Raw genomic sequence first — 12,608 nt, 5'->3', positions numbered from 1 at the left:
GTCGACGTTCCACGGAACGTCGACCGGGCCGACTTCCCGCGCGGCCCGCTACGCCCGGCCGGCCACGGCGCGGCGCAGCTGCTGGCGGCGGCGCCGGTAGACCCGGGCCAGGCGCTGCAGGGCGACGAACTCGTCCATCCGGTTGCCCAGGGTCAGCTGGTACTTGACCCGCACCGGGGTGCGCAGCGCGGCGATCCGCTCCACCCCGATCTCGCGGAGCAGCCGGGAGACGTGCTCCTGGTAGAGCGCCCGGTAGGCCTTGTCGCCGTCCGGCACCCACCAGAAGAACATCGGGATCTCCTCGACCAGGCAGTTGTGGTCGTAGGAGCGCAGGTTCTCGGCGAACTTCGGCTCGGGGCGGGCGGTGAGCCACTCGCGGACCAGCTCCATCGAGCGGACCCGGTCCACCAAGCCGCGCGGGTTGGTGCGGCCCTGGGTGATCGACGGGTCGTCGGGCTCGCGCTCGCGCCAGTGGTAGAGCACCTCGGCGAGCACGTCCACGCTCTGCGCCAGGTAGTGCAGCGGGACGCTGACCGGGGCGTCCTCGTAGAGGATCCCCTCCGGGTAGCGCAGCCCGGCGCCGTCGAAGAACTCGCGCCGGTACACCTTGTTCCACGCGGTGCGGTCGGTGACCAGCGCCGGGACCTCGGTGACGTGGGTCTTCATCAGGGTCCGGCGGAACGGCTTGGCGTGCGCGCCGGACGGGCGGTGGCCGGTGGAGTTGAACCGGTCCGCGTTGCAGGCCGCGAAGTCCGAGCCGGTCCGGTCCAGCGTCTCGATCATCAGCCGGTACGCCTCGGGCGCCAGCGTGTCGTCGCTGTCGACGAAGGCCAGGTACTCGGTGCCGGCGGACAGGTGCCGCCAGCCGGTGTTGCGGGCCGCCCCCAGGCCCTGGTTCTCCTGCCGGACCAGGCGGAACCTGGCGTCCCGGGCGACGTACTCCTCGGCGATCGCGGCGCTGGAATCGGTGGCGCCGTCGTCCACCAGGACGCACTCGAAGTCGGTGAAGGTCTGTGCCGCGATCGAGTCCAGGCATTCCCGCAGGTAGCGCTCGACGTTGTAGATCGGGACGACGACGGAGAGTCGAGGGGCCATCGGCGGTGCGGGCCTTTCGGTCGGGGGCGGGCCAGATCCTACCCGGCGGCCGGGGCCGCTCCGATAGCGTCGGGGCATGACAACTGCCCTCATCACCGGCGCCACCGCCGGGATCGGTGCCGCGTTCGCCCGTCGCCTGGCCGCCGACGGCCACGACCTGGTGCTGGTCGCCCGGGACACCGACCGGCTGGCCGCGGCCGCCACCGCCCTGGAACGCGCCCACGGGGTCGCGGTGGAGGTGCTGGCCGCCGACCTCGCCGCCGAGGAGGGGATCGAGGCGGTGGAGCGGCGCCTGGCCGACGCCGAGCGCCCGGTCGGGATCCTGGTGAACAACGCCGGCTTCGGCAATCCGGGCGGCTACCTCCAGGTGCCGGTGGCCCAGGAGCTGACCATGCTCAAGGTGCACGTGGAGGCGGTGCTGCGGCTGACGAGTGCGGCCCTGCCGGGGATGCGCGAGCGCGGCTTCGGCGGGGTGGTGAACGTCGCCTCGGTGGCCGCCTTCCTGCCGCGCGGCACCTACGGGGCGACCAAGGCGTGGGTGGTCAGCTTCACCCAGGGCGCGGCCCGCGACCTGGCCGGCAGCGGGGTGCGGCTGATGGCGCTGTGCCCGGGCTTCACCCGCACCGAGTTCCACCAGCGGGCCGGGATGGGCACCGACAACATCCCCGGCTGGGCCTGGCTGTCGGCCGAGCGCGTGGTGGACGAGGCGGTGCGCGACCTGGCCCGGGGCCGGACCCTGTCGGTGCCCGGCCGGCGGTACAAGCTGGCGGTGGTGCTCGCCCGGCTGCTCCCGAGCGGCAGCCTGGGCAGGGCCTCCGCGAAGGCCGGCCGGAAGTACTGACCGCGCGGCGGAGTCGGCCCGGGCGCTCCCGGCGCCCGCACCGCCGCCGGGCGGGAATGTTCAGCGGGGATAGCTCATTATTAGTTTCGCTAACAATGAGCTATCCTCTTCATGCTGCCCGACCCCTGGAGGTGCCATGCGGCCCGACACCATCGACTGGACGCCGCCCGCCCGCGCGGCGGGTCAGGAGCAGCCGCCCGTCCAGGTGCGGCGGATCCTGGCGCTCTTCAGGCCCTACCGCGGGCGGCTGGGCGTCGTGGGGCTGCTGGTGGCGGCCTCCGCGGTGGTCTCGGTGGTCACCCCGTTCCTGCTGCGCGCGGTGCTGGACACCGCGATCCCGCAGGGCCGCACCGGACTGCTGACCCTGCTGGTGCTCGGCATGATCGGCGCCGCGGTGGTCAACAGCGTCTTCAACGTGCTGCAGACGCTGATCTCCACCACCGTCGGCCAGCGGGTGATGCACGACCTGCGCACCGCGGTCTACAGCCACCTGCAGCGGATGTCGCTGGCCTTCTTCACCCGCACCCGCACCGGCGAGGTGCAGTCCCGGATCGCCAACGACATCGGCGGCATGCAGTCCACCGTCACCTCCACCGCCACCTCGCTGGTCTCCAACCTGACGAGCGTGGTGGCCACCGTGGTGGCCATGGTCGCGCTCGACTGGCGGCTCACCGTGGTCTCGCTGCTGCTGCTGCCGCTCTTCGTCTGGATCAGCCGGCGGGTCGGGCGGGAGCGCAAGAAGATCACCGGGGAGCGGCAGAAGCAGCTCGCGGTGCTCTCCTCGGCGGTGCAGGAGTCGCTCTCGGTCAGCGGCATCCTGCTCGGGCGCACCATGGGCCGCTCCGACTCGCTCTCGCACGAGTTCACCCGGCAGTCGGACCAGCTGGCCGACCTGGAGGTGCGGGCCAGCATGGCCGGGCGCTGGCGGATGAACGTGATCCAGATCGTGATGGCCGCGATGCCCGCGGTGATCTACTGGGCCGCCGGGCTGACCGCGCACGGCGGCGCGCCGATCGTCTCGATCGGCACCCTGGTCGCCTTCGTCTCGCTGCAGCAGGCGCTGTTCCGCCCGGCCGTCTCGCTGCTGTCCACCGGTGTCGAGGTGCAGACCTCGACGGCGCTGTTCCAGCGGATCTTCGAGTACCTGGACCTGCCGGTCGAGATCGCCGAGCCGGCCGAGCCGGTCCGGCTGCCGGCGGTGCGCGGCGAGGTCCGGTTCGAGCGGGTGGACTTCGGCTACGACCCGCAGCGCCCGGCCGGGACGCTCGCCGGGGTCGAGCTGACCGTGCCGGCCGGCAGCTCGCTGGCGCTGGTCGGCGAGACCGGCTCCGGCAAGACCTCGCTCAGCTACCTGGTGCCGCGGCTCTACGACGTGACCGGCGGCCGGGTCACCATCGACGGGGTGGACGTGCGCGACCTCGCCTTCGACACCCTGTCGGCCGCGGTCGGCGTGGTCTCCCAGGAGACCTACCTGTTCCACGCCTCGGTCGCGGAGAACCTGCGCTTCGCCAAGCCGGACGCCACTGACGAGGAGCTGGTGGCGGCGGCCCGCGCGGCGCAGATCCACGACCACATCGCCGGCCTGCCGGACGGCTACGACACCCTGGTCGGGGAGCGCGGCTACCGGTTCTCCGGCGGCGAGAAGCAGCGGCTGGCGATCGCCCGCACCGTGCTGCGCAACCCGCCGGTGCTGATCCTGGACGAGGCCACCAGCGCGCTGGACAACCGGACCGAGCTCGCCGTGCAGCGGGCGATCGACGAGCTGGCCGCGGGCCGCACCACGATCACCATCGCGCACCGGCTCTCCACCGTCCGGCAGGCCGACCAGATCGCGGTGCTGGACCGCGGCAGGGTGGTGGAGCTGGGCACCCACGAGGAGCTGCAGGCGCTGGGCGGGCGCTACGCGGCGCTGCTGCGGCGCGCGGCCGAGCCCGCCCCCGGCGCGGCCGGCGCCGGTGGCGGGGAGCTGCTGGTGCCTCAGGCGGCCTTGGGGACCTCGTTGTAGACCGGCGCGAGCTCCTGGCCGGACAGCTCGTGGATCGCCGCCATCACCTCGTCGGTGACCTGGCGGCGCACCCGGGCGTTGCGGGCCTGGCCGTGCAGGTGGGAGAAGTCCAGCGGCTCGCCGAACCGGACCGTCACCTTGCGGATCCGGGGCCGCCGGGTGCCGACCGGCTGGATCTCGTCGGTGCCCTCCAGCGCCACCGGGACCACCGGGACGCCCGCGGTCAGCGCCAGCCAGGCCACCCCGGTCTTGCCGCGGTAGAGCCGCTTGTCCAGCGAGCGGGTGCCCTCGGGGTAGATGCCGAAGGCCTGACCGTTGTTCAGCACCTCCAGCGCGGCGTCCAGTGCGACCTGGGCCAGGTGGATCTCGCCGCGCTGCACCGGGACCGCCTCGATCGCGTCGAAGAAGCCGCGCATCACCCGGCCCTTGAGGCCCTTGCCCTGCCAGTACTCGACCTTGGCCAGGAAGCTGATCGGGCGCGGGGCGGTCAGCGGGATCACCACGCTGTCGATGAACGAGAGGTGGTTGCTGGCCAGGATCACCCCGCCCTTGCGCGGCACGTTCTTCAGCCCGACGATCCGCGGCCGGTAGACGACCCGGGCGAGCGGCTTGAGCACGAACTTGGTGACGGTCTTGATCATGGTCCCTCCCCGGGGCCGGGCTCCGGCCGATCGGTACTGCGGCTCAGCGCCTTTCCGGACTGACCTTTCTTACCATCAGGTAGCCCCGCGGGGCCGCCAGGGTGAGGGGGGTCACAGTCGCGCCGGGGAACCCTTCAGCCGGGCCTTGAGGGTGCGCGGCAGCCGGCCGGTGCGGCGCAGTTCGTCGTAGGGCCGGCGGGCGCCGCGGGCGGCCAGCCGGTACTGCAGGCCGCGCAGGCCGCCGGGGTAGCGGTAGTCGGCCGGGCGGTGCGCGGCGAAGTGGGCGGCGATCCGGGCGAAGAAGTCCGGGCGCAGCTCCGCGGGGACCAGGCCGGGGGAGTCGTAGACGGTCAGCGCCTGCTTCACGGTGCGGTCGAAGACCGGGGTGCGCAGGTCCGCCAGGTCCGGGCGGCGGTCCAGGAAGCCGAAGATCGCGTCGTACTGCGCGAAGGCGTCGGCGTGCTTGGGCGAGGCGGTGGCGGTGATCGCGCCCGGGCGGCCGCGCCGGTACGTGTAGCAGGACCGGTCCAGGTAGCGCAGCGTGCCGGCGGCCAGCAGCGCCGGGTAGGTCACCGAGATGTCCTCGTAGTAGCCGCGGCCGAACTGCACCCCCAGGCCGTCCAGGAAGGCGCGGCGGAAGACCTTGTTCCAGACCGAGAGGACCGAGTTCAGCACCGCCGGGTGCTCGCGCAGGGTGGCGCCGTCCGGGCGGTCCAGCGGGGAGCCGGCCAGCAGGTGCCGCCAGGGGTTGGGCTCGGTGCTGCCGTCGGGGTAGACGTGCTCGAAGTGGGTCAGCAGCACGTCGAAGTCGCGCTTGCGGACCTCGGCCAGGACGGCGTCCAGCGCGCCCTCGGGCAGGTAGTCGTCGCTGTCCACGAACCAGAGGTACGCGCCGGTCACGTGCGGCAGGGCGGCGATCCGGGCGCCGCCCAGGCCCTGGTTCTCGGTGAGGTGGAGCACCCGGAGCCGGGGGTCGCGGGCGGCGTACTCGTCCAGCACGGCGCCGCAGCCGTCGGGCGAGAGGTCGTCCACCGCGACCACCTCGAAGTCGGTGGCCGCCTGGCCCTGCAGGAGGGAGTCCAGGCAGCGGGGCAGGAACTGCTCCACCCCGTGGACGGGGACGACGATGCTGAGGAGGACGGACACGCGGTCACTCTACCGAGGCGGCCCGCGGGGGTGCGGGGCTGACCTGGAGCAACGGCGACCGCCGGTGCCGCGCCTGGGGGCGATCGGCACCGGCAGTCGGTTGTGGCGGTGCGGTCGACCCTCAACGACCTACCGCCGATCCGCCGCCTTCCGGAGCCAAGCCACCGCAGCGTCGAGGTGGCCGGACAGTGGACCCGGTGGGCAGTGGAAGCACCTAATGAGATGGTGATCACATAATGTGTTCATCTATCGAACGCGACTCGCGGCGGGTGGCCGGTGTTTCCGCGTCGCAACAGATATTGCTTGGATGTAACTGCCGAGTCAATCCCTGGTGTGCGTTCAGTTTCCGAAGCATCTCGCGAGGTGGGGGCGCCGGCGAGAGGAGAAGGGCAGCTGCGGAGTGCCGCGGAGGTCAGGGGGCGCGGGGGTGCAGTGGGGGTGCGGCGCTTCCCGTGCGCCCGGGGTGTGCACCGAGGGCGTGCAGAGTGCGCCACGTAGTCCCGGCGTGAAGTGACGCCCCCTCAAGGCTTCCGATCGATGCCCAGTCGTGACCACCGCTACCACCCCGAATGACACGTGACTGGTCATCACACGATACGGTGGCGGAATCACCAGGACGGTTGCGTGAGGACCGTCGGACCCGGATAGTCTTCGCCTCACGGCCCTGGCGCCTCGTAGGGGTGGGAAACCATGGAACACATGCAAGTGCGGAGCAGGCCCCGCGTGCCGGCCATCCAGTGCGGCGTGGGCGCGACCGGTCGGCGGATCGAACGCCACCTGTCGGTGCTCGGCGCGCCCGCGGTTCCCGCGGTCGACACCGCCGAGGCCCTCGGCCTGATAAGGGAGCTCACCCCGCGCGGTGTGAGCACCCAGGCCGCGCCGCGCCGCAGCACCACGCGGGTGCGGCTGCTGGCGCCGCTCCGGCGGCTCAAGCGCAGCCTCTTCGGCAGCAAGGGCTAGCCCCCGCTGCGCGTTCTTCGACCCGGTGGGCGTCCGTCGCCCGCCGGGTCCTTGGCGTGTCGTCAGGTCGGAGTTGTGGCGGCCGGGGCGCGGGGCGCAGGATGGGCGCCATGGCCTTCCAGACCGAGACCTTCGAGATCACCACGGGCGACCGCGAGGTGGCCCTGGACCTGACCGAGCGCTGCACGGCGTTCCTGGACCGGGCGGCGCCCGGGCGGTCCGGCCTGCTGAACGTGTTCGTGCCGCACGCGACCGCCGGCGTGGCCGTGCTGGAGACCGGTGCGGGCAGCGACGACGACCTGCTGGCCCTGCTGCGCGACCTGGTCCCGGCCGACGACCGCTGGCGGCACCGCCACGGCAGCCCCGGGCACGGCCGGGACCACGTGGTCCCCGGCCTGGTGGCCCCGCACGCCACGCTGCCGGTGGTGGACGGGCGGCTGGCCCTGGGGACCTGGCAGTCGGTGGTGCTGATCGACACCAACGGGGACAACCCGCGCCGCACGGTGCGCCTGTCCTTCCTGGACTGAGGGGAGCGAGCACGGTGACCACGAGCAGCGCCGCGGACGACGGGGCGCCCGCCCCCTACTGCGAGCCGGTCGGCCCCGACCCGGCCGCCGCCCTGACCCCTGCCGCCGATCCGGCGCGGGCGCGCGCCGCCTGCGTGCGCTGCGGCGCCCCGACCGAGTACCCGGCCGACACGGCCGGCGCCACCCTGTGCCCGGTCTGCGCCTGGCAGCAGGCCGGCCGGGCCGCCTGCTCGGGCTGACCGGTCAGCCGGCCACCGGGCCGGCCGGCCGCAGGGTGGAGCCGTGGCGGGACTTGTGCACCACCAGCTGGGTCGGGATGCGGTGGCGCAGGTCGGCCACGTGGCTGACGATCCCGACCGCCCGGTCCCGCTCGCGCAGGCTGTCCAGGACGTCCAGCACCTCCTCCAGCGCCTGCTCGTCCAGGGTGCCGAAGCCCTCGTCGATGAAGAGGGTGTCCAGCGGCATCCCGCCCGCCTCGTCCGTCACCACGTCGGCCAGGCCCAGGGCCAGCGCCAGCGAGGCGAAGAAGCTCTCGCCGCCGGAGAGGGTGGCGGTGTCCCGCTCGGTCCCGGTCCAGGCGTCCACCACCAGCAGGGACAGGCCCGAGCGGCGCCCGCCGCCGGTGCGCCCGTCGCTGTGCACCAGGGTGTAGCGGCCCCCCGACATCCGGACCAGCCGGGCGCTGGCCGCCGCCGCGACCTGTTCCAGCCGGGCCGCCAGGACGTAGGACTCCAGCCGCATCCGCAGCCGGTTGTCCGTGCTGGTCCCGGCGGCCAGCGCGGCCAGCCGGCTGAGCTCGCCGAAGGCGGCGAGCCGGGGCGCCAGCTCGGCGGCCAGCTCGGCCAGCCGCTCGCCCAGCCCGCGCAGCGCGGCGACCCGCTCGGCGGCCGCGTGGGCGGCCGCGGCGGCCGCCCGCAGCGCCGCCAGGGCCGCCTGCAGCGCGGCCCGCGCGGCCGCCGGTTCGGCCGGTCCGGCCTGGACGGCCGCCAGCAGTTCGGGATCGGCCAGTTCGCCGGCCACCGCGCGCCGCTCGGCGGCCCGGGCCTCCAGCCGTTCGCGCAGCGCCTGCAGCTCGGTCGGCGCCAGTGCGGCCTGCCGCACCTGCTGCGGGGAGGCGAAACCGGCCTGACGGGCGGTCAGCGCCAGCTCGTCGGCGGCCTGCTTGAGCTGCTCGGCGGCCTGCTCGGCGGTGCGGGCGGCCCGGGCGGCCCGCACCAGGGCGTCGGCCAGCCGGCCCAGCCGGGCCGCGCGGTCGGCCACCGACGGGGCGTCGCCGCGGGCCGCCGCGACCTGGGCGGTCAGTGCCTCCTGCTCGGCGGCGAGCGCCTCCAGCGCGGCGGCCCGCGAGGCCACCCGCTCCCGGGCCTGCTGGAGCTGGGCGGTGTGCTGCTGGTGGCGCCCTGCCAGCCGCTCGCCCTCCTGCAGCAGGACGGTCAGGCGCTCGGCGGCCTGCAGCGCGGTGCGGTGCCGCCCGGTCAGCTCGGCCAGCCGGTCCACCAGCTCCTGCCACGGCCGGCCGTCGGCCGTCGCGTCGGCGGCGGCCGCCCGCAGCCGCAGCCCGGCCAGCTCGGCCTCGGCCTCGGCGAGCCGCTGCTCGGCGGCCTGCTGGGCGGCCGCGGCGGCCCGTTCGTCCGCCTCGCGGACCGGGGCGGCGCCGGCCGCGGCGGGGGCGGGGTGCTCGGCGGAGCCGCAGACCGGGCAGGGATCGCCGGGGTGGAGCCGGCCGGCCAGTTCGGCGGCCATGCCGTCCAGGCGGCGCTGCCGCAGCTCCAGGGTGTGCTCGCGGGCGTCCAGTGCGGCCCGGCGCAGCGCGAGCAGGTCCTGCTCGCTCCGGTCGGCCCGCTCGGTCAGCCGGTCGCGCTGCTCGGCGGCGGCCACCCGCTGCTCGGCCTCGGTGCGCCGGTCGGCGAGCCGGTCGGCCTCGGCGGCGGCGGCCCGGGCGCCGTCCTCCTCGTCCCGGCGGGCGGCGGCCCGGGCCTGGTACTCGTCGAGCCAGCGCTCGGCGTCGGCGGCGTACTGCTCGGCCTGGTGCCGCTCGGCCTGCTCGCGGTGGGCCCGGTCGGCCAGTTCGGCGAGCCGGCGCTCCTGCGCGGCGGCGGCCTCCAGCCGGCCGAGCGCGGCGCGGACCGCGCCCTCCGCCTCGGCCAGGGCGGCGGCCGGCGCCTGCGGGTCGGGGGCAGCGCCGTCGGCGTGACCGTCCGGCACCCGCCGGCCCAGCGCCTCGCGCGCCTCCTCCTCGGCGGCGCGCGCCTGTTCGTACGCCGTGCCGGCCGCGGTGTGCCGGCGCAGCGCCGACTCCACGGTGAGCGCGGCCTGGGCCAGCGCGAGGCGCTCGCGGTCGGCGGCCTCGCGCGGGGCGTCCGCGGTCAGCGCGGCCTCGCGGCGGCGGGCCTCGGCGTGGCGGGCCTGACGGTGCGCCAGCTGCTCGGCCCGGGCCAGCCCGGCCTGCGCCGCGCCGTGGCGCAGTTCGGCCGCGGCCAGCGCCAGCTCACGCACCGTCAGCAGCTCCGCCGCACCGGTGCGCAGGACCGCGGCCCAGCCGAGGGCGGCGTCCGCGCCCTCCTCCTCACCGGGGTCGACCCCCGCCGCCTGCGCCGTCCGGCTGGTCAGCTCGCGCAGCCGCTGCCGGTCGGCCTGGACCCGGGCCTCCTGCTCGCGCCGGCGCTCGCCGAGCCAGCCCTCCAGCCTGCGGTACCGCTCGGTGTCGAAGAGCCGGCCGAGCAGGGCGGCGCGGTCGGTGGCGTCGGCGCGCAGGAAGCGGGCGAAGTCGCCCTGCGGCAGCAGCACCACCTGGCAGAACTGCTCGCGGCTCATCCCGACCAGCTGCTGCAGCTCCTCGCCGGCCTCCTGGTGCGAGCGGCTGACGGCCCGCCAGCCCGGGGCGCCGTCGCCGGTGTCCGCCACCCACTCGCGCAGCAGGGTCTGCGCCTTCTCGGTGGTCCAGCCGGTGCCGCGCTTCTTCGGCCGCAGCTGCTCGGGCAGCCGGGTGATCTCCAGCCGGCGCCCGGCCAGGGTGACTTCCAGCACCACCTCGGTCAGCCGCTGCGGATCGGCGTGGTCGCTGCGCATCCGGTTGGCCCGGCGGCTGCCGGGCAGCTCGCCGTAGAGGGCGAAGCAGACCGCGTCCAGCACGCTGCTCTTGCCCGCCCCGGTGGCCCCGCGCAGCAGGAAGAGCCCGCCGGCGGCGAGCGCGTCGAAGTCCACCTCCTCGCGGCCCGCGAACGGGCCGAAGGCGGTGACGGTCAGCCGGTGCAGCCTCATCGGTGCGCCCCCGGGTCGCCCTGGTCGGTGCGGGCCCGGTCCAGCCGGACCTGCTCGAAGCCCTCGCGCAGCCAGTCCCGCTCCGCGCCGGCCAGCTCCACCCCGGGCCGGACGTGGCGCACGAATCCCTCGGCCACCTCCAGCTCGGAGCGGCCGCGGACCCGGGCGGCGTAGGAGGCGGAGTCCCCGGCGGGCCGGTCCTCGGGCTCGAAGAGCAGTTGGAGGGTGTGCGGGAAGCGCCGCCGCAGCCGTTCCATCGGTTCGGCGGGCCGCCCCGGATCGGTCAGCGTGGCCTGCACCCAGGACTGCTCGTGCACCTCGTGCGCCGGATCCGCCAGCAGGTCGGCGAGCCGACCGCGCAGCCGGGCCAGCTCGCGCGGCACCGGGCAGTCGATCCGCTCCGCGGTGACCGACCCGTCCGCCGCCAGGTCCACCAGCCAGGTGGACTTGCGCTGGCGGGCCTCGGAGAAGGAGTACGCCAGCGGCGAGCCGCTGTAGCGCAGGTGCGGGGCCAGCGTCTGGGCGCCGTGCAGGTGACCCAGCGCGACGTAGTCGATCCCGTCGAAGAGCTCGGCCGGCACCGCGGCCACCCCGCCCACCGCGATGTCCCGCTCGCTGTCGCTGGGCGCGCCGCCGGTGACGAAGGCGTGCGCGAGCACCACCGACCGGGTGCCGGCCGGCCGCCCGGCCAGGTCCGCCCGGACCTGCGCCAGGGCCGCGCCGAGCACCGCCGCGTGGCCGCCGCGGGCCAGCCCGAAGCCCTCGCGGACCAGCAGCGGCTCCAGGTACGGCAGCCCGTAGACGGCCACCGGGCCGTGCCCGTCGGCCAGCAGCACCGGGGTGCCCACGCCGGCCGGATCGGTGCGCAGGTGGATCCCGGCCCGCTCGATCAGCCCGGCGCCGACGCCGAGCCGGCGGGCCGAGTCGTGGTTGCCGCTGATGAAGACGGTGGGTACGCCGAGCGCGGCCAGCCGGTGCAGCGCGTCGTCGAACAGCGCCACCGCCTCCAGGCCGGGCAGCGCGCGGTCGTAGACGTCGCCGGCCACCAGCACCGCGTCCACCTGCCGCTCGGCCACCACGGCGACCAGGTGGTCCAGGAAGGCGCGCTGGGCCTCGTGCAGGTTCTCCCGGTGGAAGGAGCGGCCGAGGTGCCAGTCGGAGGTGTGCAGCAGTCTCACGGCCCCGACCTCTCCCGCATGTCCCACCGCTCCCTCGTCGTCCGATCCGCACCGCGTACCCGAGTATCCCAGCACCGGCGGAACCGAGTGACTTGGCATGAGCATGAGTAGCCTGTGCGGGGCGCCATGATCCACCCGGTAGAGTCGGCTGCCGCCGGGGCGACGCACCGTCAGCCACGGCAGTCACAACTTCAACACACAAAACACCACGGGGAATTGATCGTGCGTACCCAGTACTTCCTGCGCGCCGCCGTCCCGGCGACCGCCGCCCTCGCGCTGCTGCTGACCGGCTGCGGCCCGGACGAGACCGACGGCAACGCCGCCAAGCCCGCGCCGTCCGGCAGCGCGACCGGCGGCTTCGGCGGCGGCCAGTCCGCCGACCCGGCCACGCCGGCCGCCCGCCCGAGCGCCACCTCGGCCCCGTCGGCCGCCGCGGGCGCCGGCTTCCCCGGCGCGCTCGCCCCGTCCGCCCAGGCCAAGGGCGTCTTCACGGACCACCAGAAGGGCGACATCTCGCTGGCCATCGGCCCGGTGAAGGTGGTCAAGGGCAACGCCGCCGACCTGGCGAAGTTCTTCAAGCCGGAGGAGCTGACCGGCAAGACGCCGTACTACGTGACCGTCGCCTACACCCACACCGGCGGCAGCGGCCTCTACGAGCCGTACTTCAACCTGCAGCTGCGCGCGATGGTCAGCGACCAGGACCAGGCGACCAAGGCCGACCTGATCGGCGCCTTCCCGCAGTGCCAGAGCGACGTGCCGCAGGGCGGCAAGGACTTCGTCCAGGGCCAGACCGAGCACGAGTGCGCGGTCTACCTGGCGCCGAGCGACAAGCCGGTCCAGTACGTGCTGTGGATGAACAAGGACAACAAGCCGCTGGCCTGGAAGGCGGGCTGACCCGCGCGCCCGGCCCGCCCCCCGGGGCGGCCGGGCGGCCGAGGAGCCGGGGCGCCGGCG

At 75.1% G+C, this 12,608-nt stretch carries 11 protein-coding genes; 6 read left to right on the top strand and 5 right to left on the bottom strand.

From position 1 onward, the window contains the following. Positions 1-48: 48 nt before the first annotated feature. Positions 49-1,095: a glycosyltransferase family 2 protein gene (locus ACFW1A_RS30855; RefSeq protein ID WP_380414576.1), complete on the bottom strand. Its 1,047-nt coding sequence runs from the start codon at positions 1,093-1,095 to the stop codon at positions 49-51. Between the two features lie 76 nt (positions 1,096-1,171). On the opposite strand from ACFW1A_RS30855, the gene ACFW1A_RS30850 reads away from it, so the two are divergent. Further along, a complete protein-coding gene (locus ACFW1A_RS30850) occupies positions 1,172-1,936 on the top strand; it encodes an SDR family NAD(P)-dependent oxidoreductase (RefSeq protein ID WP_380414574.1) in 765 nt (254 codons plus the stop codon). A 136-nt stretch (positions 1,937-2,072) separates the two neighbouring features. After that, complete coding sequence (locus ACFW1A_RS30845; RefSeq protein ID WP_380414572.1) at positions 2,073-3,941, top strand: ABC transporter ATP-binding protein; 1,869 nt, start codon at positions 2,073-2,075, stop codon at positions 3,939-3,941. Here ACFW1A_RS30845 and ACFW1A_RS30840 read toward each other — a convergent pair. Next, positions 3,914-4,582, bottom strand: a complete 669-nt coding sequence (locus tag ACFW1A_RS30840) for a lysophospholipid acyltransferase family protein (protein ID WP_380414570.1) — start codon at positions 4,580-4,582, stop codon at positions 3,914-3,916. The two genes, ACFW1A_RS30845 and ACFW1A_RS30840, sit on opposite strands and share 28 nt — an antisense overlap. Positions 4,583-4,693: 111 nt before the next feature. Then, entirely contained in the window at positions 4,694-5,728 is a 1,035-nt protein-coding gene (locus tag ACFW1A_RS30835; RefSeq protein WP_380414568.1) for a glycosyltransferase family 2 protein, read from the bottom strand. A 690-nt stretch (positions 5,729-6,418) separates the two neighbouring features. Here ACFW1A_RS30835 and ACFW1A_RS30830 point away from each other — a divergent pair. The 3 genes from ACFW1A_RS30830 (at position 6,419) to ACFW1A_RS30820 (ending at position 7,454) form a co-directional block, all read left to right on the top strand. Next, positions 6,419-6,688, top strand: a complete 270-nt coding sequence (locus ACFW1A_RS30830; protein WP_380414566.1) for a hypothetical protein — start codon at positions 6,419-6,421, stop codon at positions 6,686-6,688. A 110-nt stretch (positions 6,689-6,798) separates the two neighbouring features. Then, positions 6,799-7,215, top strand: coding sequence for a secondary thiamine-phosphate synthase enzyme YjbQ (locus ACFW1A_RS30825; RefSeq protein WP_380414564.1), 417 nt, complete (start codon positions 6,799-6,801; stop codon positions 7,213-7,215). Positions 7,216-7,229: 14 nt separating this feature from the next. Then, positions 7,230-7,454: a hypothetical protein gene (locus ACFW1A_RS30820; protein ID WP_380414562.1), complete on the top strand. Its 225-nt coding sequence runs from the start codon at positions 7,230-7,232 to the stop codon at positions 7,452-7,454. Positions 7,455-7,458: 4 nt separating this feature from the next. Here ACFW1A_RS30820 and ACFW1A_RS30815 read toward each other — a convergent pair whose 3' ends face one another. Together ACFW1A_RS30815 and ACFW1A_RS30810 are read right to left on the bottom strand one after the other, a co-directional pair. Then, on the bottom strand, positions 7,459-10,476 hold the full coding sequence (locus ACFW1A_RS30815; RefSeq protein ID WP_380414560.1) for an AAA family ATPase: 3,018 nt from the start codon (positions 10,474-10,476) through the stop codon (positions 7,459-7,461). Further along, positions 10,473-11,654, bottom strand: coding sequence for an exonuclease SbcCD subunit D (locus ACFW1A_RS30810; RefSeq protein ID WP_380414558.1), 1,182 nt, complete (start codon positions 11,652-11,654; stop codon positions 10,473-10,475). The genes ACFW1A_RS30815 and ACFW1A_RS30810 overlap by 4 nt, the downstream gene beginning before the upstream one ends. A 222-nt stretch (positions 11,655-11,876) precedes the next feature. Here ACFW1A_RS30810 and ACFW1A_RS30805 point away from each other — a divergent pair, with 222 nt between their 5' ends. Further along, on the top strand, positions 11,877-12,548 hold the full coding sequence (locus ACFW1A_RS30805) for a hypothetical protein (RefSeq protein ID WP_380414554.1): 672 nt from the start codon (positions 11,877-11,879) through the stop codon (positions 12,546-12,548). The last annotated feature ends 60 nt before the right edge of the window (positions 12,549-12,608 follow it).

The sequence above is a fragment of the Kitasatospora sp. NPDC058965 genome (assembly GCF_042741245.1).
Lineage (GTDB): Bacteria > Actinomycetota > Actinomycetes > Streptomycetales > Streptomycetaceae > Kitasatospora.
The sequence above is the reverse complement of the archived record's forward strand: the minus strand, read 5'-3'. Positions and strand labels throughout refer to the sequence as shown.

Excerpts from the sequence above, each read along its gene's own strand:
- ACFW1A_RS30855 (WP_380414576.1), bottom strand. The coding sequence starts at position 1,095 with ATGGCCCCTCGACTCTCCGTCGTCGTCCCGATCTACAACGTCGAGCGC.
- ACFW1A_RS30815 (WP_380414560.1), bottom strand. The coding sequence starts at position 10,476 with ATGAGGCTGCACCGGCTGACCGTCACCGCCTTCGGCCCGTTCGCGGGC.
- ACFW1A_RS30840 (WP_380414570.1), bottom strand. The coding sequence starts at position 4,582 with ATGATCAAGACCGTCACCAAGTTCGTGCTCAAGCCGCTCGCCCGGGTC.
- ACFW1A_RS30830 (WP_380414566.1), top strand. The coding sequence starts at position 6,419 with ATGGAACACATGCAAGTGCGGAGCAGGCCCCGCGTGCCGGCCATCCAG.
- ACFW1A_RS30845 (WP_380414572.1), top strand. The coding sequence starts at position 2,073 with ATGCGGCCCGACACCATCGACTGGACGCCGCCCGCCCGCGCGGCGGGT.
- ACFW1A_RS30850 (WP_380414574.1), top strand. The coding sequence starts at position 1,172 with ATGACAACTGCCCTCATCACCGGCGCCACCGCCGGGATCGGTGCCGCG.
- ACFW1A_RS30825 (WP_380414564.1), top strand. The coding sequence starts at position 6,799 with ATGGCCTTCCAGACCGAGACCTTCGAGATCACCACGGGCGACCGCGAG.